This window comes from Xanthomonas cissicola (genome assembly GCF_008801575.1).
GTDB classification, from domain to species: Bacteria; Pseudomonadota; Gammaproteobacteria; order Xanthomonadales; family Xanthomonadaceae; genus Xanthomonas; species Xanthomonas cissicola.
The window spans coordinates 54,385-74,093 of the sequence record NZ_VZPL01000022.1 but is presented as its reverse complement, the minus strand read 5'-3'; the positions used below and the strand labels follow the sequence as shown (position 1 = coordinate 74,093).

The window sequence follows — 19,709 nt, the reverse complement described above, 5'->3', positions numbered from 1 at the left end:
TCGCGCCGGGTCTGCTTGCGCTTGCCCAGGCCCTCAGCGTCACCGAACGTCAGCTGCATAGATGATCCTCTACATGATGAGGCGGGTAGTGTCGCGTATCTGTGGTGCGTTGTTCAGAGCTTCCTTAACGCTGCCGCTCTTTTAGCGTTAAGCGCTGTTGCCGCTTTTCGCCCGGCAGGGAGAGGGGTTTCAACCGCCGTGGTGTTACTGCGCCTGCGGGGTCGCACAGAACGATGTCGGCAATGCATCCGCTTGCGTACCCCAGCCTTGCGTGGGTGCCTGCTTGGTGAGCGCGAACGCCAGCGTGCCGCCCTGCTGCAGCTGCGCCCAGTCCAGGAATACCTGCGGCTGGGCCTTGCTATTCCAACGCACGTTGTCCACGTATTGCAGCGCGCGGCCGTCGGCGCCGGGGGCGTCGATGCGCAGGCGCTTGCCGTTGCCCAGATTCAGCGTGACCCGCTTGAAACGCGGCGCATGCAGCAGGAATTGCCCGCTGCCCGGCACCGCCGGATACAACCCCAGGGCACTGAACAGATACCAGGCCGACATGGTGCCAAGGTCGTCGTTGCCGGTGACGCCGTTGGGCGCATTGGTAAACAACTGTTGCGCGGCGCGCACCACGGTGGCGGTCTTCCACGGTTGCCCGATCAGCGTGTACATCCAGGATGCGTGCAGGTCCGGTTCGTTGTTGGGGTTGTAGCGGTACTGGTTGTAATAGCTGTACGGGCCGACCACCCAGTGCGTGCGTGCGGCAGTGAGCGGATCTTTCAGCAGATCGTCGTAGGCGAAGAAGGCGTCCAGGCGTTTGCCGGCTTGTTGGCTGCCATGCATGGCCTGCAGCATGCCGGGGATGTCCTGCTGCACCAGCCACTGATACTGCCAGGCGGTGCCTTCGTGGAAACCGTGCTCGGAACGTGGGCTGTAGTGATCGTCGGACGGTGCGTACCAGCTGCCGTCTTCCAGCCGCGGGCGCGGGAATCCTGCAAAGCCGGTCTCGGCATCGCGCACATCCGCGTCCCAGACGCGGTGCCAGTTGCGGCCGCGTTTGCGCAGCTGCGCGCTGTCTTCGCCGTGGCCCAGTGCTTGTGCCATCTGCGCGAGCGCGCAATCGGCCAATGCATATTCCAGCGTGGCCGAGCCGCCGTGGTGCGGGTCCACATCCATGCCCTTGGAGGGGAAAGCGCGGTCGTACTGCACGAAACCGTTGGCCAGATAGTTGGCATTGCCCGAGCGCCCGGCGTGGCGCGAATTGATCGGCGGCTGGCCGAAGGCGTTCTGGCGCAACGCTGCATACGCCTCCGCCTCGTTGCCCTGCAACGCGCCGAAGCGCCACAGATCCACCAGGAACGGGGTGACCGGGTCGCCGGTCATGATGTTGGTGTCGAAGTTGGCGTAGCCCCAACGCGGCAGCCAGCCGCCTTGCTGCTGGATCGCCAGCAACGAGCGGCCGATGTCGCGCGCGCGTGTCGGTTGCAGCAGGGCGAGCAGCTGGTTTTGCGAGCGGTAGGTATCCCACAGCGAAAAATACTCGTAGTAGGTCCAGCCATCGGCGCGATGGATCGCGTCGTCGTAGCCGCGATAGCGGCCATCGGCATCGCTGCCGGTCAGCGGCTGCAGCAAGGCGTGGTACAGCGCGGTATAGGCCACGGAACGGTCGTCGTTGCTGGCGCCTTCCACTTGCATGCTGGCCAATGCATTGCGCCAGCCGTTCTGCGCGCGCTGGCGCATCTGTTCAAGACTGAGCAGTTTGCCGCCCTGCATGCCATCGGCACGCAGGTTGCTGCGGGCGCCTTGCGCATCCACATGCGAGATGGCGCTGACCACGGTCACCGCACGCGCGTTTTTGTCTTTGCCTAGCGGGAAGCTGAGCCAGGCGCCGTTGGGTTTGAGTTCGCCGCCCATGCCGTGACGCGCGCCGGGCACGCCGCCCTCTTCGCCCCAGACGCCATGCGCGGTGAACGGGCGATCGAATTCCAGCCGGAACCAGGTGGTGTATTCGTGGCCGCCGCAGAAACTCTGCGTGGTCAGTTTGCCCTCGACCACACGGTCGCCGACGATCTGTAGCTGGCTGCCGATCACCACATGGCGGTCGTTGGCCTGCGCCACGTTGACCAGCACATGGCCGGTGTCGGTACCCGGCGCGAAGGTGTAGCGCTCGGTCGCGGCACGGGTCAGCGCGCTGGCTTCGGCGTCGATGCCACCGTAATCGGTGAGCCGCACCTTGTAATAGCCTGCCTGGCCCACTTCGCCGTCATGCGTGTAACGCGCGGCGTAGCGTTTCTGGTCGAAGGCCTTGGCGTCGTTGGTGTCGAAGTCGCCCCCGGGACCGATACGGCCGATGACCGGCAGCACCGACACCTGGCCGCCCTGCTCCCAGCAGCCGGCGCCGGACAGGAACGAGTGGCCGAAGCCCCGAATGCTGGGGTCGTCGTAGCGCCAGCCAGCGTAGTGCGCGCCGATCGGGCTGACCTGGATCAGGCCGAATGGCGCCGAGGCGCCCGGATAGGTATTGCCGTCGTCCTTGCTGCCGATGAAGGTGTTGACCTGCGCCGGGTCTTGCGCGGCCAGCGGGCCGGACATGGCCACGCCAAGCAGGCACAGACCGACCGCAGTGCGGCGCCAGAACGGCGTGCGCGCAGCACGCGCGGTAGAACGGTTGGGCGATACGACTGGCAGCATGCAGAACACCTTGGGGGAAAGGGCGGCCGAAGCCGCAGATGGAAGGCGCGTGCGTGCCGCTGCAACACGCAGCGAACGACGCGCGAACAGACGCGCGCGGGACGATCAACACCACAGCGCCGGCATCGTCATGCGTATGGCAGTGTCTGGAATCGGCAGGCACCCTTGCGTGCCTGCACGGTGCCGGAGGCACCACCTGACGGCATCCGGTGCGCGCGCGGCGAATTGCCCGCCTCAACAATCGAACACGTCTTCTTTTTACATACGTACTGGAGATCAGCCGGCTTGGATCGATCTAAAGTTGGGTCGGCCATGTGTCCTGTGTTGGCAAAGATTACGCGTTCGACGCTGTTTGCTGCACACCGCGTCGCAGCAAAGCAGGCGGACCCAAGCGGTTTTCAAACATCCAGATGCCTATCGAATCAATAGGTTGCGATGTTCGCCATATTTCCAGTTAACGGCGCTGACGGATGGGACCGGCTGTAGCCAAGGCGCTGGCCGGTAGGGCGCTTGATCCAAGCCTCCGCGCCAATGACTCAGCGCTACTGCGGTAGCGGCGCCTTTGCTGATCGGTAAGGACCGCGGTGATGTGCGTAGGCGTTCGTCGCATAGTGCTTGTTGGCGGCGTGTTTGGGCACACGCAGGACGGTCAAATGAGCGACCGTTGGCACTGACGTGTAGTGGTTTGGCCACGTCCTGCCGCGCGGCACCGGCTGCGCACGATGTGACTGGTTCTGCGTGCTTCTTCGGATAGATTCGCTCATCCGATGAGAGCGGTGGCTAACGTCCGAGAGCGGAGTCGCTGGCGACACGCGCCCCTTCTCGATTCGACTCCCACAAAAAAACCGGTCGTGAGACCGGGCTTGGCGGCAAGGCGTCGGTGGAGGGCCGCGCCCGGGTGCGCCGACCTACCAGCGCATGCCTTCGAACGGATTGAAGCTGGTGCTGCCCTTCACCTTGTCCAGGTAGTAAGCGTAGTTGGCGCTCATGCCGGCCAGCAGGGCCAGCGGAATGCTCAGCGCATTACCGATCGATGCGGGCAGGAACGAGGCCACGATGCCGACCACCAGGCCGATGCCGATCAGGCCCAGCGCCTTGCGCCACAGACCCAGGATGAAGAAATAGATGAAGCCGAAGAACAATGCGTAGAAGTTCATGCCCACCTTGAGCTTCTCGCCGAACGGCAAGGTCTTGAGCGCCTCCTTGTAGGCAGGATCCCTGGGGCCGCCGTGCCGGTCGAAGAAGGCGAAGCGGAATTGCCACTTGGGGCCGAGCTGGGTGCGATCGAAGGTATCCATTCCAATCCATGTAGTTGTAAACGTTTACATGATAGGCGAACGCGTATTCATCTGCACACGTCCGCGGCCTCTCACATGGGTTCGGTGCAGCTTCCGTCTGCGCAAAGCCTGCGCAGACGGTCAGCGCTGGTCGCTGGTACCCGTGCCGCGGCGGGCGCGGCGCAGCGAGTACAGCGAGTGGTCGGCGCGATCGACCACCGCCGCCAGCGCTTCGCCGTCCTGGCGCAGGGCGGTGCCGAGGGTGAAGCGGATCGGCGCGTCCTCGCTGGCCCCCATGTAGTCGCGCTTCAACGCGTCCAGCTGTGCCTGGCTGGCCTGGTGCAGCAACACCAGGAATTCGTCGCCGCCCAGGCGTACCAGGCGGTCCTGGGTGCGCAGCGGCTGGTTGAGGAACCACGCCATCTGCACCAACACCTCGTCGCCACGCTGGTGGCCATGGGTGTCGTTGACCAGTTTGAACTTGTCCAGATCCACCACGATACAACCCCAGCGCACGCTGGGGTCGCGCTTGTCCAGCTCGTCCAGGAAGCGGCGGTTGTAGCAGTTGGTCAGCGGGTCGGTGAACGACCATTCCAGCAGCTGCTTTTCCTGCCAGTACTGGTTGGTGATGTCCTGGGCATGTGCCAGCACCACCGTGGCGTCGGATTCCACGTCCAGCACGTTGTGGTATTGCCAATGGCGCAGACTGCCGTCGCCGGCCACCAGTTCGATCACGCCCGAATCCTGGCCATCGAGCACCATGCGCGAGAGGTACCCCCGCAAGGCGGCGTGGCGCTCGGGGCGCACGAATTCCACCAGCGAGCGGCCTTCCATCTGCTCGACGCTGCGGCCGAGCGAGCGTGCGGCGGCCGGGTTGATGCTGACCAGCCGGCCATGCATGTCGTGGGTGCAGATCAGGCCCAGGCTGTACTGGAACATCTTGCGGAACTTGCGCTCGCTAGCGGCCAGCGCATCCACCGCCCGATGCCGGTCGGTCACGTCCTGGACCGCGCCGATCAGGCGCTTGCGCCCATCCACATGTTCCACCGAGCCGGTGCTGTGCACCCATAGCCGCCGCCCGGTGGCGCTGGTCAGCGGCAGCTCCAGATCCCAGGACGTGCCGTCCCGCACGCAGGCGTCGACCGCTTCGGTGATGACCGCGCGCGCCTCCAGCGGGTAGAAGCCGATCGCCTCGGTCAGGCTGGGCCGGTAACCGGGCGGAACATCGTGCAGCCGGCAGGTCTGGTCCGACCAGATCAGCGTGCCGCTGGCCACATCCACCTCCCACCCGCCGACCCCGGCCACCCGACCGGTGCGCTCCAGAAACGCCTCGCTCTCGCGCAGCCGCTGCTGCAGCTGGGCGTTGGCCGCCTCACGCTCGAGCATCACGCGGCGTTGCTCCAGGCCTTCGGCGGCCACCTTGGCCAGTTGCTGCAAGGCCTGCAACTGCGCCGGCTCCAGCGCGCGCGGGCGCTGGTCGATCACGCACACGGTGCCCATGCGTAAGCCATCCGGCAGCACGATGGGGGCACCGGCGTAATAGCGGATACCGGGCGCATCGGTGACCAGGGCGTTGTCGTGGAAGCGTGGGTCGGCCGGCGCGTCGCGTACTTCCATCACCGCATCGCCCTGGATGGTGTAGGTGCAGAACGCCAGCTCGCGTGGGGTTTCCGAAACCCCCGGCAGGCCGATGTTCGCCTTCCACCACTGCCGACGTTCGTCCACCAGCGAGACCAGTGCGATGGGGGTACCGGCGATCGCCTGCGCGGCAGCGGCCAGCGCATCGAAGAACGGCTCGGCGGCGGTGTCGACCACCTGCAACAACGCCAGACGTGCCAGGCGCTGGGCCTCGCTGGACGCAGATGACACGACGGTATCGCACTGGTTCAACGGAGCGCTCGCGGCCGGGCAATCCGCGCAGTCTAGCGGACTGCGCATACCCGCCAAGGCGGCGTTGCGTGCGCCACCGCACAGCGCAGCGTTACGGCGGGTGTGGCGTCGCTCGGTCGGGGGCGTGCGCGTCGGTGTTCGTGGTGGTTGCGGCGCTGTCGTCGCGCATCTGCAGCGCCAGGTACAGGCGCATGCAGTCGTCGGTGTTGCCCAGGTCCACCGCGCACAGTTCCTGGATGCGCTGCATGCGGTAATCCAGGGTGTTGCGATGAATGCCCAGCGCCTTGGCGGTGGGGGCCATGCGCATGCCGGCGCCGAACCAGACCGACAAGGTCTTCAGCAACTGACTGCGACGGTCCTGCGCCAGCAGCGCCTGTAGCGGCTTGCGCAATTCGTCGGCCTGCCAGGCCTGGCGCAGGTCGTCGATCAGCACCGGCAGGCGGTAATCGTCGTAGAAGAATGCGTCGGCGTGCGGGGTGCGCGCCTTGCCGATGCGCATGGTGGTGCGCGCGATCTGGTGCGACAACGCCAGGCCATTGGACTGCGGAAAATACTGGCCCAGGGCCAGCCGGATCCGTAGCCGGCTGCTGGCGCGCATGCGCTCGAGCAGGCTGTGTGCGCGACGACGTTGCTCCTCCACGTCCCAGTGGCCACGGCGGTCCAATGCCGGCTTGAGCACCACCAGCTCGTTGAGCGCAGTGGCGGCGATCAGGTTGCCGCGCTCGGGCGTGGACAGCAGGGTGTGCAGGCGCTGCAGTTCCACCAGCATCGCGTCCAGGTCCAGGCTGTCGCTTTCCACTTCGATCACCGCGGCCACGCGCGGCAGCTCCAGCGCGATACCGAGCCGCTCGGCCCAGCCGGCCAGCGCCGGGGTCGGGCCGTCGGGACGGATCAGGCCCAGCGTGACTTCTTCGCGCAGGCGCGCGTCGCGGGCCAGCAGGCGCAGCAACCCGGCCTGTTCCAGCATCGCCTCGGCGGCCATGCGCACCAGCTCGGCCTGTTGCCCGATGCGCTGCGGGTCGCCGGTCAGCCCGACGCAGCCGACGATGCGGCCCTCGGCGATCAGCGGCAGGTTGACGCCGGGGCGCACCGCATCCAGCTGCTGCGCCAGCGCAGCGTCGATCTCCACCCGGCCCTGCCGGGACAGCACCAGCAATGCACCTTCGTGCAGCTGGCCGATCCGCGCCGGCTCGCCGCTGGCGATGATGACGCCGGAGTGGTCCATCACATTGACGTTGCCGTCGATGATGGTCATCGCGCGGTCGACGATGGACTGCGCCAGGGTGCGGTCGAGCGTGAGCATGGGCTGGGGTCTGTTGCCGCGATCAGGAGCGGTCACGGTGGCATGTTCGCTGCGCGCGTGTTCGGCAGGTGTGTGACGGAGGAGTTGCGGCCGATGCCCGGGATCGGTGCGAAGAATGCTGACCGCCTTCGCGGTTCGTTGGGCCTGCAGTGGGCGCGCCCCCTGTCCGGGAGGCCGCCGCGCACGCGAGCGCATGCGCCCCGCCCGTCCGAGCCACCGGGCGCTTCCGTCAGCCCCGCTCGCCCCCCAACCGGACCTGTGCCAATGCGCCGCCCAGCTGTAGCGTCGCCGCCACGTTGCGCGCGGCGATGCGCACGTTGCTGGCGGCGTCGGCCAAGGCCTGTTCCACCGTGCAGGCGCGATGCACCACCGCGAACATGGCATCGATGCCGTGGCCGTGCAGCAGCGCGGCACCGTTGCCCAGGCAACCGGCGATGGCGATCACCGGTTTGGCATGCCGTTGCGCCACCCGCGCCACGCCGACCGGGGTCTTGCCGTGCAGGCTCTGGCTATCGAGACGGCCTTCGCCGGTGATGACCAGATCGGCCTGCGCGACCAGCGCGTCCAGCCCGAGCGCCTGGGCGACGATCTCCACGCCGGGCCGCAGCTGCGCGCCCAGATACGCTACCAAGGCCGCGCCAAGGCCGCCGGCCGCGCCGCCGCCGGGCAGCGCGTGCAACCGCACGCCGAGGTCGCGCTGCAGCAGGTCGGCGTAGTGCTGCAGGTTGCGATCGAGCTGGCGCACCATGCTGGGGGTGGCGCCCTTCTGCGGACCGAACACCGCCGAGGCGCCGGTCGGCCCGATCAGTGGGTTGTCCACGTCGCAGGCCACTTCGAACTGGCAATCCTGCAGCCGCACATCCATGCCGTCGGTGTCGATGCGCGCCAGCGCGGCCAGCGCGCCGCCGCCCGGCCCGATCGCCTCGCCCTGGCCATCCAGCAACCGCACGCCCAAGGCCTGCGCCAGGCCGCTGCCGCCGTCGTTGGTGGCGCTGCCGCCGATGCCGATGATGAAACGCCGTGCGCCGGCGTCCAGGGCGGCCAGGATCAGCTCACCCACGCCTGCGGTACTGGTGCGCAGCGGCGCGCGCTCGGCCGGCGGCAGCAGCGCCAGCCCGCTGGCGGCGGCCATTTCGATCACCGCGGTGCGGCCGTCGCCGGTCAGGCCGAAGAACGCCTGCACCGGGGCGCCGAGCGGGCCGCTCACGGTGCAGGCGATCACCCGCCCGCCGGTCGCGGCCACCAGCGCGTCGACCGTGCCTTCGCCGCCATCGGCAACTGGCACCTTGTGGTACTGCCAGTCGGGGAATACCTCGCGAAAGCCCGCCTCGATCTGCGTCGCCACGTCCAGCGCGGACAGGCTTTCCTTGTACGAATCGGGGGCAATGACGATCTTCATGCGGACACTCGCTGGGACGGGCACATCACTGGTTCACCGCGCGCGCCGGCACCCGCAGCACCAGCGCGGCGCCCAGCAGCATGGCGCCGGCCAGCACGTACAGCGCCACTTCGGTGCTGTGGGTGGTGTCCTTGATCCAACCCACCAGATACGGGCTGACGAAGCCGGCGACCTGGCCGGTGGAATTGATCAGCGCCAGTCCACCGGCGGCGGCGGCTGCAGTGAGAAAGCCGTTGGTCAGCGGCCAGAACAGCGGCAAGCCGCTGACCGCCCCCATCGTGGCCAGGGTCATGCCGAACAAGGCCAGGCCCAGGTTGTCGCTGACGCTGGCGGCGATGCACAGGCCGGCCGCGCCCATCAGCAACGGAATCACCAAGTGCCAGCGACGTTCGCCGCGGCGGTCGGCCGAACGGCCCATCAACACCATGAACACCGCCGCGGCCAGGTACGGGATGGCGCTCATCAGACCGATGCGGATCGGGTCGGTGACGCCGCTGCCCTGGATGATCGAAGGCAACCAGAAGTTGATCGCATACACCCCGCTCTGGATGCAGAAATACACCGTGCCCAGCAGCCACACCGCCGGGTTACGCAGCACCGCGCCCAGCGAAGTGGACGCACCGGCCGGCTTGCCGGCTTCGTCCTCGGCCAGCACGCGTGCCAAGGCCTGTTTTTCCTGCGGGTTGAGCCAGCTGGCCTGTTGCACGCCGTCGCTGAGCAGGAACCACACCCCGATACCCAGCACCACGGTCGGCAGGTCCTGCAGCAGGAACATCCATTGCCAGCCGGCCAGGCCGCCCTGCCCGGCCGAGAAATGACCCAGGATCCAGCCGGACAACGGCCCGCCCAGCACCCCGGAGATCGGGATCGCCGACATGAAGACGGTCATGACCCGGCCATGCCGGGCACGCGGGAACCAGCGCGTCAGGTACAGCACGATGCCGGGGAAGAAGCCCGCCTCGGCCGCACCGGTGAGCAGGCGCAGGGTGTAGAAGCCGGCCGGGGTGCGCACGAACAGCAGGCAGGTGGAGAGCAGGCCCCAGCTGACCATCATGATCGCCACCCAGCGCCGGGCACCGATGCGCTGCAGGATCAGATTGCTCGGCACCCCGCAGGCCAGGTAACCGATGAAGAAGATGCCCGCGCCCAGCCCGTACACGGTCTCGCTCATGCCCAGGTCGCCCAGCATCTGCAGTTTGGCGAAGCCGACGTTGACCCGGTCCAGGTAATTGAACAGGTAGCAGACGAACAGGAATGGGATCAGCCGCCACAGGATCTTGCGGTAGGTCGGGCCCATGCCATCGGAGGGCGGCAGGGGCCGGGTGGCTTGGGTCATCGCACGCTCCAGCAGTCGGTAGGCCCACCGGCACGCAGTGCCCTGGCATCGGCACCACACGGGGGTTGGCGCATTCTAGTTGGAGCTTTTTCCCGGAAGCATCGTCAGCCTGCTACCTGTCTGCGGGCAGGAAGACGCCGGTTTTTGTGCAACTGCCCAAATCAGCCGCAATCGCTACAGGCGTGTGCCGGAATCGGAACGCAACAGCAACCATGCGGTTGGTGCAGGGCCGGCCGCCCCGGTGCAGCGACGGCGACCGGTCGACCACTTGGCTGACAACTAGCGCCGGCGCGCTCCGCGTGCGCCCTAATCATCCAATCCGGCGAAGAAGCCAGTCGCGGCGACGCGCCTTACCCCAGCCCTGCACCCACAACCAAGCCGGCGCCCCGCCGCCAGGCCCATGCAGAACCAGCCCCGCACGACAGACCGCCTCGGCTTTGCGAATCCCGAGTCCCAAATCCCGCGCTCTACCGATTCCCCACTCCCGATTCCCCATTCCCCGCCGCGTACGCCTGCGCCTGGTCCATCACGCGCAAGAGGTTGCCGCCCCAGATACCGGCGATCTGCTGCTCGGTGTAGCCCTTGCGCAACAGCCACGCGGTGATGCGCGGCAGGCCGGAGACATCTTCCAGACCCACCACCCCGCCGCCGCCGTCCCAATCCATGCCGATGCCCACGTGCTCGGGCCCGACCACTGCCAGGATGTGCTCAAGATGCGCGAAGAAGTCTTCTTCGGCGGCGCGCTTGATCGGGTAGCGCGCATCCAGGTCCTTCAGCGCGGCGCTGAGCTTGGTGCCGTCGGCGATCTTGACGTGCTCCCAGCCGCCGTACTGGTCGGTGAGCGCCTTCTCGGCGGCCTTGCGCTCGGGGCTGGCGCCGCTGTCCACCAGGTAGCCGCCGTAGGAATTGACCTGGATCACTCCACCATGCGCGGCCAGCACCTTCAGGCGTGCATCGTCGATGTTGCGCGGGTGGTTGTAGACCGCACGCGCACCGCTGTGCGAAAGCACGATCGGCACCGGCGACAGCGCAATCAACTGGTCGAACACCGCATCGGAGGCGTGCGATTGATCGATCACGATGCCCAACGCCTGCGCCTGTTGCACCAGCTGTTTGCCGGCCGGGCTCAGGCCGTTCCACTGCGCGCCCTTGGGGTCGGTGGCCGAGTCGGCGAACTCGTTGTTGAGAAAGTGCACGGTGCTCATCAAGCGCAGCCCCTGCGCGTAATAAAAACGCAGCAACGTAGGATCGGCCACCAGCGGGCTGGCGTTTTCCATGCTGATGTACACCACGCGCTTGCCGGCGGCCTTGATGCGCGCGGCATCGGCCGGCGTGGTGGCCAGTGCAAAACGCTGCGATTGCGCGGCCACCAATGTGTGGATCCTCAGCAAGCGCTGCAGACCGGCATCGCGATCGTCCAGGTGCGCGGCCGCACTGCGATCGCCCTGTCCCGTGTAGACCGCCCAGAACCCGCCATCCAGCGCGCCTTCGACCATGCGCGGGTAATCCACCTGCGACAAGCGGTTACCCCTATGCGCCTGCAATACGTCGAAGTCGGCGCGCTCCAGATTGGCCGGCGTGTCCAGATGCGAATCCAGCGTGACCAGGCGTTTCTGCAGGGCGGTGGCGCGCGCCAGTTCGGCCTTGGAAAACTCCAGCGCTTGTGCAGGCAGCGCAGCGGCCAGCAACAACGCGACAGACAGCGAAAGCGAACGCAGGTGCATGCGATCTCACAGGCAGTGGGGGTGAGCCGATCATAGCGGCTGGCCGCACGCGCACTACGGCCACATCTAGGATGCTGCAGCGCTGCGGTCGATCCGCACGGCGTGGCGGGCGATACGCGCGCTGCAAGCGCAGTTCTGCGGCGATTCCGATGGCGTGAGCCCGCGCGATGCTGTCGAGCTACGCCCGCCATGCCGGCAACCACGGCGCGACCAGCCGCTGGTCATCACGCATCGATTTGGTCCGCCTGGCAGCCCAGCGCGCGGAGACCGCCACGCGCGCGCATCGCTCAGTCGTCCAGTTCTGCCAGCCGCGCGCGCACGCTGTCCACATCGATGTGTTCGCGCACATGCGGCCACTGCCGTGCCCACACCGAGCGAAACACGATCCACGCACCGAACACGCCCAGACAGGTCGAGCCCAGTGCCAGCAGCAACGGGTGCAGCGGGGAGCCGTCGCCAGTCTGGAACAGGTACATGAAAGCCCCGGAAAACAGCAGCCATACCCCGAACACCGGCCAATTGCTGGCCAGCAGGCTGGCATTGGGCCGCTCGATCTGCCGCAGCAAGCGGCGCAAGGCCTTGCGTTCGTCTTCGTCGCTGGACGTCATCGGCTGCCGGCTCCTGGTTGCATGTCTGCGTTGACCTACTGCTTGCCGGCGATGGCATCGCGCCGCGAAAGACGCTGCCTGCAATGCCGCAGACCGCGTCCTCCGCCACCGAGCGCGCTTACACCACGCGGCAGAAAACGGCTTTCAAATAACGCGATTCCTGCACGTGCGCCATGAACGGGTGGTCCGGACCGGCACCGGCCACTTTCAAAATCTGGATGGTGCGCCCGGAGAAATACGAGGCGCGCCGCAGCATGTCCAGGAACTCCTGCTCGGCCACCAAGCCGGTACACGAGAACGTGGCGAACAGGCCGCCGGGCTTGACCACGCCCAGGGCCAGCTTGTTCATGTCCAGATACTTCTTCAGCGCCGGAATCACCTGCTCGCGGTCGCGGGTCATCTTGGCCGGGTCTAGGATCACCACATCGAACTGCTCGCCGCGGTTGGCCGCATCGCGCAGCCACGGAAAGATGTCGGCCTGCACGAACTTCGGCCGCACGTTATTGAGCTTGGCGTTGCCCTTGGCAATGGCAATCACGTCTTCGTCGATGTCCACGCCCAGCACTTCGGCCGCACCGCGCGCGGCGGCATACACCGCAAAGCCGCCGGTGTTGCAGCACAGGTCCAGCACGCTCTTGCCTTCGACCTGCTCGCTCAGCCACTGACGGTTGTCGCGCTGGTCGGCGAAGAAACCGGTCTTGTGCGCACCGGCCGGGTCGGCGCGGAACTTGATGCCGTGCTCGGTGATCACCGCCGCTTCGGTGGTGGTGTTGCTGTGGAAATCGAAGCTTTCCTGCTTCTGCACATGTTCGTCGGCAAAGCTGTGGAAGCGGCAGCCGGGGAACTGTTCGCGCAGCGCCTCGTAGATCCATTCGCGGTGGCGGAACATGCCGGCGGCGAAGAACTCCACCACTACCAGGTTGCCGTAGCGGTCCACCACCAGGCCGGACAGGCCATCGCCTTCGCTATGCACCACACGCCAGGCGTCGGACACGCCGTCGAGCTTGAGCCAGTCGCGGCGCAGGCTCACCGCTGCGGCGATCTTGCGCCAGAACCAGCCCGCATCCACCGGCACCGAACGGTCGGTTTCCAGGATGCGCACGGCAATGCGCGAATGGCCGTTGTAGAAGCCGCGGCCGATCCACTCACCATCCACGCCGACCACATCGACGATGCTGCCGGGCTTGGGCTTGGCGGCGGGCTTTTCCACCAGCTTCTGGAAGATCCACGGGTGGCTGGAGCGCCAGGCATTCTTGAGACGGACGACGGGGACTGGAATATTCATCGGCCCATTGTATCCGGCTGGATTGACGTGCCAGCGCCGGGCACGCAGAATCGGGCGCAGAAGGGGAGTAGCTCCCAGCGTTGTCGCCGTCATGACGAGCCCGCCATGTGCAGCGCTCCGGTGCAACGGCAACCGGCCCGGCCGGTTGCGAGCGAGACCTTCGCCGCGCAGGCGAAGGTCCGTCACCCGGAATCCACGATTTCCGTGTCACAAGGCCTCAGCCCGCCGGCTGTCCAGGCCGCTTTCACTTTTTCGGGATTCTTATGCAAACCATTGGCAACGTCTGGTTATGGGGTGGCTTCGCGGTGGTGGTGATCGCCGCGCTGCTGATCGATCTGGTGCTGATGCGCCACGGCGGCGCCCACAAGGTCACCTTCAAGGAAGCCACCTGGTGGAGCATCGGTTGGGTGCTGCTGGCGCTTGCCTTCAATGCCGGGCTGTGGTGGTACCTGCAAGGCGGCGTCGGCGACGCCCAGGCCGACCAGATCGGGCTGCAGTTCCTCACCGGCTACCTGGTCGAGAAATCCCTGGCGGTCGACAACATCTTCGTCTTCCTGATGGTGATGACGTATTTCGGCGTGCCCGAAGAACAGCGCCAGCGCGTGCTGATCATCGGTGTGCTGGGTGCCATCGTGCTGCGCGCGATCATGATCTTCGCCGGCTCGATGTTGCTGGCCAAGTTCCATTGGCTGCTCTACGTGTTCGGCGCGTTCCTGTTGCTGACCGGCATCAAGATGTGGTTCTCCGCCGGCAAGGAGCCGGATCTGGAAGCCAACCCGGTGCTGCGCTGGATGCGCGGGCACCTGCGCCTGAGCCCGCAGTACCACGGCAACCTGCTCAGCGTGATCAAGGACGGCAAGCGCTGGTTCACGCCGCTGTTCGTGGTGCTGATCTTGATCGCGGTGATCGATGTGATCTTCGCGGTGGACAGCATCCCGGCGATCTTCGCCATCACCACCGACCCGTTCATCGTGCTCACCTCCAATGTGTTCGCGGTGCTGGGCCTGCGCGCGATGTTCTTCCTGCTGGCCGGCATGGCCGACCGCTTCCACCTGCTGCCGTATGGCCTGGCGGTGATCCTGGTGTTCATCGGCACCAAGATGATGATCATCGATCTGTACAAGATCCCGGTGCTGGTGTCGCTGGGCGTGGTGGTGGCGATCCTGGTCGCCACCATCATGCTGAGCCTGCTGCGCCCGCCCAAGCCTGCCGGGCACTGACGGGCCGGGAATTGGGAATTGGGAATCGTGGCGCAGCCTGCACTGCTGGCGACCATGCGCACCGACCATCTCGACAGGCCCTTGCCCGCCCACCGTCGCGGGACCTTGAGCGGCATGGATGCCGCGCCAGAGCTTACAAGGACGTACTTGCAGCGTGTCCCGCGATGGTGGCGGGCAAGGACCCTGCAGCCAAGCTGCAGACCGGCCGCAAGTGGACTTTGCAGATGGCGGATGGCGCGGCACGTGCGGTGCCGCGCCTCATCACTTGCGTCATGCGCGGCAGACGACGCCAGGATTCGGCGGCGGGATTGGATTATCCCGCCGCCGGGCCTGCTTATCCCGAGTTTGAGAGGCTTGTAAAAAACCCGCGCGACGCCATCCGTGAAGGCATGACACCGCATCCTGTTGCCGCCGCCGACACCACCACCCAAGCTCGCCTGGATCGTTCCCGGGTCTTGCGTGCCTTCAATGTGAGCCTTGCCGCCGTGCTGCTGCTGGTGGCGGTGTTCACCGCCCAGGGCATGTTCGACTGGCGCGCCTGGGCGGTGGCGCCGCTGCAGGCCGACGGCCTGCGCGGCATCCTCACCGCCCCGCTGCTGCATGGTTCGCTGGCCCACCTGGGCGCCAACGCCGCCGCGCTGCTGATCCTGGGCACGCTGGCCGGGAGCGTGTATCCGCGTGCCACCGTCATGGCGCTGCCGCTGCTGTGGCTGGGCTCGGGCCTGGGCGCATGGCTGCTGGGCGAGCCCGGCAGCCGGCATCTGGGCGCCAGCGGCGTGACCCACGGGCTGATGTTCCTGGTGTTCGTGCTGGGCCTGCTGCGCCGCGACCGCCCCGCGATCGCCACCAGCATGATCGCCTTCCTGTTCTACGGCGGCATGCTGTTGACCATCCTGCCGCACGAAGCCGGCGTGTCCTGGCAATCGCATCTGGGCGGTGCGGTGGCCGGGTTGATCGCCGCCCTGCTGCTGCGCCTGCGCGACCCGCAACAGGCAAAGCCGCGCTACAGCTGGGAAGACGAGGACGAAGACGCTGCCTGGGACGTGAGCAACCCCGAGCACGCGATGCTGGAACCGCCACCGCCGCGTCAGGTGCCCGTGCTGTGGCAGCGCCAGGACGATGGCTCGCAGAGCGTGGTGCTGCATTTCCCACCGCGCGAACGCCCGCCCGGTAGCTGAGACGTTCCAGGCGACCGCAGAACCGATCAATGCCCTGCCCCGCGTAGGCGCGTGCCTGCGCGCGATGGGCTTTACCGATACAGCCCCGTCGCGCTCGCGCGCGCTCCTACGCGACGCTGCTCAGGGATGCCCGCTCAATGCACGCCGCGCCAGGCCCGGGTCGTCGGCGAAGAACGCATCGATCCCGGCATCCAGATACGCCTGCAACTCGACCAACGCACCGGCGTCGTTGCGCTCGGTTACCGCGCCGCTGCTGCGATTGTTGGCGGCGAGAAAATAATTCTCCGGACGGAAGGTGTATGGCTGCACCTGCAACCCGGCCGCATGCGCATCGCGCACCAGACTGGTGGGAGTACCCAGGCGTTGCTGCGCATCCAGTGGGATGATGCTGCGGATGTCGGGGCCGATCGCATCGGCATAGCGTGCGACCTGCTTCAGGCCGTCGGGCGTGATCATCTGCCCGTAGGTCTTCGGCGCACCGTCCGTGCCGGCATCGGGCAGCGCGATCTGCGCGCCCCCGAGCAACTGCAGCAGACGGATGTTGCTGGTGCGGCCAATCCTGCTGCGCAGATAACGCAGGTTACCGGTCTCGAACGACTGGATGATCACCGGCGCAGTCAGCGTATAGGCATGCGCCTGCAAGGTGGCCAGCACCTTGTCTTCCATCGGCAGGCCTAGCGCCTTGAAATAACTGGGGTGCTTGATCTCCGGAATCAGCCCGATGGGGCGCCCGGTCGCTGCCGATTCTGCGGCGACGAAATCGATGATCTCGTCGAAGGTCACGATCTGGAAGTGCCCGTCCCAGCGCGTGCCGCGCAGCTGCGGCAGCCGCTCGCGCGCGCGTAGCGTCTTCAACTCGGCCAGGCTGAAATCTTCGGTAAACCAGCCTTCCATCGCCTGACCATCGATGGTCTTGCGCGTTTTGCGCGCAGCGAACTCCGGATGACTGGCCACATCGGTGGTGCCGCCGATCTCATTCTCGTGCCGCGCGATCAGCACGCCATCCTTGGTGGACACCAGATCCGGCTCGACAAAATCGGCACCATCGACAATGGCTTTGGCATAGGAGGCCAGGGTGTGTTCCGGACGCAGCGCACTGGCACCACGGTGCGCAAAGATCTGCACTGTCTTCGCCAGCGGCGCTTCGGCAACCGCCGGGCCGCTCATGCCAACCATCATGGCTCCCACCAACCAGGTACGACCGAACTGCATCATGCATCTCTCCAACGAAAAACAGTTACCGAATCGACGCATGACCGCCAGGCAAGTCTGGTCGATAGGCGGCGGAGGTACGACTGTACATCCCGCTTCCGCTGCATCGTCCGCACCCGCCGGAAAATCACTCGCGAGGTCTTGTTAGCCAGCCTGAAACTGTCTGCGTCGATCGAAACCGGAAATGGGTAAGCAATCGCAAGACCGGCTCTTACGATTCCCCAATCCCGATTCCCGATTTCCGATTCCCGTCCTCAGAACTTCGCATCCAGCGTCAAAAACACCTGCCGCGGCGCACTGGCATGGAAGGCCAGCTGACGCCCGTTCGGGTCGGTGTTGGCGAACGCGGTGAGGTTGGAGGCGTAACGCTTGTCGGTGAGGTTGGTGACGTTGAGCGAGAGCTTGAGCCCCTGCAGCACGCCAACCTGGCCGAAGTCATACCCACCGCCCGCATCGAATGAGGTGTAGCCACCAAAGCCCTGATCGTTGGTGTAGGTGTAGTAGCGCTGGCCGGTGTACTTCCCGCGCAGGTTGAGATTCCACGGCCCGCTATTGAAGGCCAGCTCGCTGGCGAACATGCGCTTGGGCGTGTCGACGGTGTACTTGCCGGCGGTGGGAATCACCACGCCGTTCTGCACGTAGTTGTCGTCGTAGGTCGAACGATTGATCGAAGCGGAGTTGTACCACTGCAGGTAGCTGGTCGGCTTCCAGATCACGGTCAGTTCGCCGCCGCGGCTGCTCACCGAGCCGACGTTGAAAAAGCGCGTGGTGCAGGCCGGCGTGGTGCCCTGCTGGATGCTGGCGCACGGGTTGAGCGAAAGCAGGCGGTTGTCGAAGGTCACGTCATAGCCGACCAGCGAGGCTTCGAAGCGGTCGCGCACGACGCGATAGCCCGCTTCCAGCGTGCGCGATTTCTCCGGCTCCAATGCGCCGACGCTGGCATCGAACGAGGCTTGGGTCACCAGTAACGGACCGCCCGCGCCGCCACCCTGGAACGCTGCAATGTTTTCGGCGTACGAGGCGAACACTTCCTGGCCGTCGGCCAGGCGATAGCCCAAGCCGATCTGCGGCAATACCGATTCGCTGGCCTTGAGCGAGCCGGTGGCCACCGGCGCTTCCACCGCCACGCCCGGCGTCTCGCGCGCGGTCATTTCGGTGCTCGGGCTCTTGATGCCCAGGTCCAGGCTCAGGCGCTGATCCAGGAACTTGAAGTTGCCCTGCACATAGAACTGGCGGGTAGTGATGACGTAGTTCTGCGAGAACAGGCGACGGTTGGGATTCTGCAGGAACTTGTCGTCGCTGACCGGGCCGGTAATCCAGTAGAAGTTGCGCTCCACGTCGTGGTGATTGCGCTCGTACCACAGGCCGGCTTCCAGATGATGCGGGCCCAACTGCCACCCGAGCGAGGCGATGCCGCCGGTGCGCTTGATCCAGTAATTGGTGCTGCGGATCGAGATCGGCAATGCCTCCGGCGTGCCCGGATTGGACGCCTGGCCCGGCGACCACCAGTGGCCCTGGCCCTTGTTTTCATGGTGATAGACCTGCGTGTGCAGGCTGATCGCATCGTTGGGCTGGAAATCGCCGGCCACATAGAACAAGTCGTCGTCGCGCAAGGCACGGCTCTGGTAATACGCATCGTCGATGTTGTCGACACCGCCGCTGAAACCGCAACGCGCGGCATTGCGCGTGGCCGGTGCGCAATACGCTGCGGCCAATGCGCGGTTCCAGTCCGGCGCGTACAGATTCCAGTCCCAGCCCAGGCCACGCGCCATGCCGCTCTTGGACAGGTACGCATAGTCGGCCTGCGAGGTACGCGAGGTATCGGCGAATGCGGTCAGCTTGCCGCCTTCGAACTGGTACACGCCCTTGGCATTGAACTGCCGCGTGGTGGTTGGCGATTCCGGGCGCGTCCACATGTCGGCTTTGGCATTGATGCCGGACACATACGCCGAAAACCCGTTGTAATCGCCGGTATCCACGCGCAGGAAGGTGCGGCGGTTGGCATCGGAGCCCACCGTCTGCGACACCTGCCCGCCGAACACGCTGGACGGATCGGCCGAGTAATACTGGATGGTGCCGCCCAGGTTGCTGGTCGACGCGGTGCCCAACGCACCGATGCCGGAGGCCAGCTCCACGCCGCCGAAGTTTTCCGCGATCAACGCGCGGCTGATGTTGAGACCATTGTAATTGCCATAGGCGTTGTCGCCCAGCGGCAGGCCGTCGAGCGTATAGCCCAAGCGCGTGCCGTTGAAGCCGCGCAGGCTGATCGTCTGCGATTCTTCGTTGGCCCCGAACGCATCGTTGGATTGCACGTTCACGCCCGGCATGCGGTTGAGCAGCTTCTGGATGCTGGTGCCCGGCGGCAACACCGCAATGTCCTGCTGGGTGATGCGCTGCACCTGGCGCGTTTCGCCCTGGCCGATCACCGACACCGCATCGAGTTGCTGCACGGTCGCACCGGTATCGGCAGACACTTCAAGGTCGGCGGCGTAAGCGGCAGGCGCGAGCACGAGCGCGGCGAGAACGGCGGCGCTTAACTGATGGGTCTTGGGCATGAGCGGCGTTGGTGACGAGTCAAGAGATGTCGGCAAGCGTGCG

The 19,709-nt window shown here is 66.2% G+C and carries 13 protein-coding genes; 2 read left to right on the top strand and 11 right to left on the bottom strand.

Annotated elements, in window-relative coordinates; genetic code table 11:
• Nucleotides 1–204: 204 nt before the first annotated feature.
• The 9 genes from F7R02_RS11670 to F7R02_RS11625 form a co-directional block, all read right to left on the bottom strand.
• On the bottom strand, nucleotides 205–2,679 hold the full coding sequence (locus F7R02_RS11670; protein ID WP_078588799.1) for a GH92 family glycosyl hydrolase: 2,475 nt from the start codon (nucleotides 2,677–2,679) through the stop codon (nucleotides 205–207).
• A 908-nt stretch (nucleotides 2,680–3,587) separates the two neighbouring features.
• Nucleotides 3,588–3,977 carry a DUF2628 domain-containing protein gene (locus tag F7R02_RS11660; protein ID WP_016848719.1) on the bottom strand — a complete coding sequence of 130 codons (390 nt, stop codon included), beginning with the start codon at nucleotides 3,975–3,977 and terminating at the stop codon, nucleotides 3,588–3,590.
• A 120-nt stretch (nucleotides 3,978–4,097) separates the two neighbouring features.
• Complete coding sequence (locus F7R02_RS11655; protein ID WP_078588801.1) at nucleotides 4,098–5,846, bottom strand: sensor domain-containing diguanylate cyclase; 1,749 nt, start codon at nucleotides 5,844–5,846, stop codon at nucleotides 4,098–4,100.
• Between the two features lie 91 nt (nucleotides 5,847–5,937).
• Nucleotides 5,938–7,149 (bottom strand): sugar diacid recognition domain-containing protein, encoded by a 1,212-nt coding sequence (locus tag F7R02_RS11650; protein WP_078588803.1) that lies wholly within the window; start codon nucleotides 7,147–7,149, stop codon nucleotides 5,938–5,940.
• A gap of 229 nt (nucleotides 7,150–7,378) precedes the next feature.
• Entirely contained in the window at nucleotides 7,379–8,548 is a 1,170-nt protein-coding gene (locus F7R02_RS11645; protein ID WP_078588805.1) for a glycerate kinase, read from the bottom strand.
• Nucleotides 8,549–8,573: 25 nt separating this feature from the next.
• Complete coding sequence (locus F7R02_RS11640; protein ID WP_139370857.1) at nucleotides 8,574–9,884, bottom strand: MFS transporter; 1,311 nt, start codon at nucleotides 9,882–9,884, stop codon at nucleotides 8,574–8,576.
• 467 nt (nucleotides 9,885–10,351) lie between these two features.
• Nucleotides 10,352–11,608, bottom strand: a complete 1,257-nt coding sequence (locus F7R02_RS11635; RefSeq protein WP_078588808.1) for a dipeptidase — start codon at nucleotides 11,606–11,608, stop codon at nucleotides 10,352–10,354.
• Nucleotides 11,609–11,895: 287 nt separating this feature from the next.
• Nucleotides 11,896–12,216 carry a hypothetical protein gene (locus F7R02_RS11630; RefSeq protein WP_003482258.1) on the bottom strand — a complete coding sequence of 107 codons (321 nt, stop codon included), beginning with the start codon at nucleotides 12,214–12,216 and terminating at the stop codon, nucleotides 11,896–11,898.
• Nucleotides 12,217–12,334: 118 nt separating this feature from the next.
• Nucleotides 12,335–13,501 carry a class I SAM-dependent rRNA methyltransferase gene (locus tag F7R02_RS11625; protein WP_078588810.1) on the bottom strand — a complete coding sequence of 389 codons (1,167 nt, stop codon included), beginning with the start codon at nucleotides 13,499–13,501 and terminating at the stop codon, nucleotides 12,335–12,337.
• A gap of 263 nt (nucleotides 13,502–13,764) precedes the next feature.
• Between F7R02_RS11625 and F7R02_RS11615 the strand changes: the two genes are divergently transcribed.
• Nucleotides 13,765–14,721, top strand: a complete 957-nt coding sequence (locus F7R02_RS11615) for a TerC family protein (RefSeq protein ID WP_078588812.1) — start codon at nucleotides 13,765–13,767, stop codon at nucleotides 14,719–14,721.
• 389 nt (nucleotides 14,722–15,110) lie between these two features.
• Entirely contained in the window at nucleotides 15,111–15,899 is a 789-nt protein-coding gene (locus tag F7R02_RS11605) for a rhomboid family intramembrane serine protease (protein ID WP_029829727.1), read from the top strand.
• Between the two features lie 120 nt (nucleotides 15,900–16,019).
• On the opposite strand, the gene F7R02_RS11600 is transcribed toward F7R02_RS11605, so the two are convergent.
• A complete protein-coding gene (locus F7R02_RS11600; RefSeq protein WP_139370858.1) occupies nucleotides 16,020–17,114 on the bottom strand; it encodes a glycerophosphodiester phosphodiesterase in 1,095 nt (364 codons plus the stop codon).
• A 251-nt stretch (nucleotides 17,115–17,365) separates the two neighbouring features.
• Nucleotides 17,366–19,666, bottom strand: a complete 2,301-nt coding sequence (locus F7R02_RS11595) for a TonB-dependent receptor (protein WP_078588817.1) — start codon at nucleotides 19,664–19,666, stop codon at nucleotides 17,366–17,368.
• Between the last annotated feature and the right edge of the window lie 43 nt (nucleotides 19,667–19,709).

Bases quoted from the DNA above. Each gene is read 5' to 3' on its own strand.
- F7R02_RS11615 (WP_078588812.1), top strand. From the start codon at position 13,765: ATGCAAACCATTGGCAACGTCTGGTTATGGGGTGGCTTCGCGGTGGTG.
- F7R02_RS11670 (WP_078588799.1), bottom strand. From the start codon at position 2,679: ATGCTGCCAGTCGTATCGCCCAACCGTTCTACCGCGCGTGCTGCGCGC.
- F7R02_RS11600 (WP_139370858.1), bottom strand. From the start codon at position 17,114: ATGATGCAGTTCGGTCGTACCTGGTTGGTGGGAGCCATGATGGTTGGC.
- F7R02_RS11650 (WP_078588803.1), bottom strand. From the start codon at position 7,149: ATGCTCACGCTCGACCGCACCCTGGCGCAGTCCATCGTCGACCGCGCG.
- F7R02_RS11605 (WP_029829727.1), top strand. From the start codon at position 15,111: ATGACACCGCATCCTGTTGCCGCCGCCGACACCACCACCCAAGCTCGC.
- F7R02_RS11640 (WP_139370857.1), bottom strand. From the start codon at position 9,884: ATGACCCAAGCCACCCGGCCCCTGCCGCCCTCCGATGGCATGGGCCCG.
- F7R02_RS11660 (WP_016848719.1), bottom strand. From the start codon at position 3,977: ATGGATACCTTCGATCGCACCCAGCTCGGCCCCAAGTGGCAATTCCGC.
- F7R02_RS11630 (WP_003482258.1), bottom strand. From the start codon at position 12,216: ATGACGTCCAGCGACGAAGACGAACGCAAGGCCTTGCGCCGCTTGCTG.
- F7R02_RS11635 (WP_078588808.1), bottom strand. From the start codon at position 11,608: ATGCACCTGCGTTCGCTTTCGCTGTCTGTCGCGTTGTTGCTGGCCGCT.
- F7R02_RS11595 (WP_078588817.1), bottom strand. From the start codon at position 19,666: ATGCCCAAGACCCATCAGTTAAGCGCCGCCGTTCTCGCCGCGCTCGTG.
- F7R02_RS11625 (WP_078588810.1), bottom strand. From the start codon at position 13,501: ATGAATATTCCAGTCCCCGTCGTCCGTCTCAAGAATGCCTGGCGCTCC.
- F7R02_RS11645 (WP_078588805.1), bottom strand. From the start codon at position 8,548: ATGAAGATCGTCATTGCCCCCGATTCGTACAAGGAAAGCCTGTCCGCG.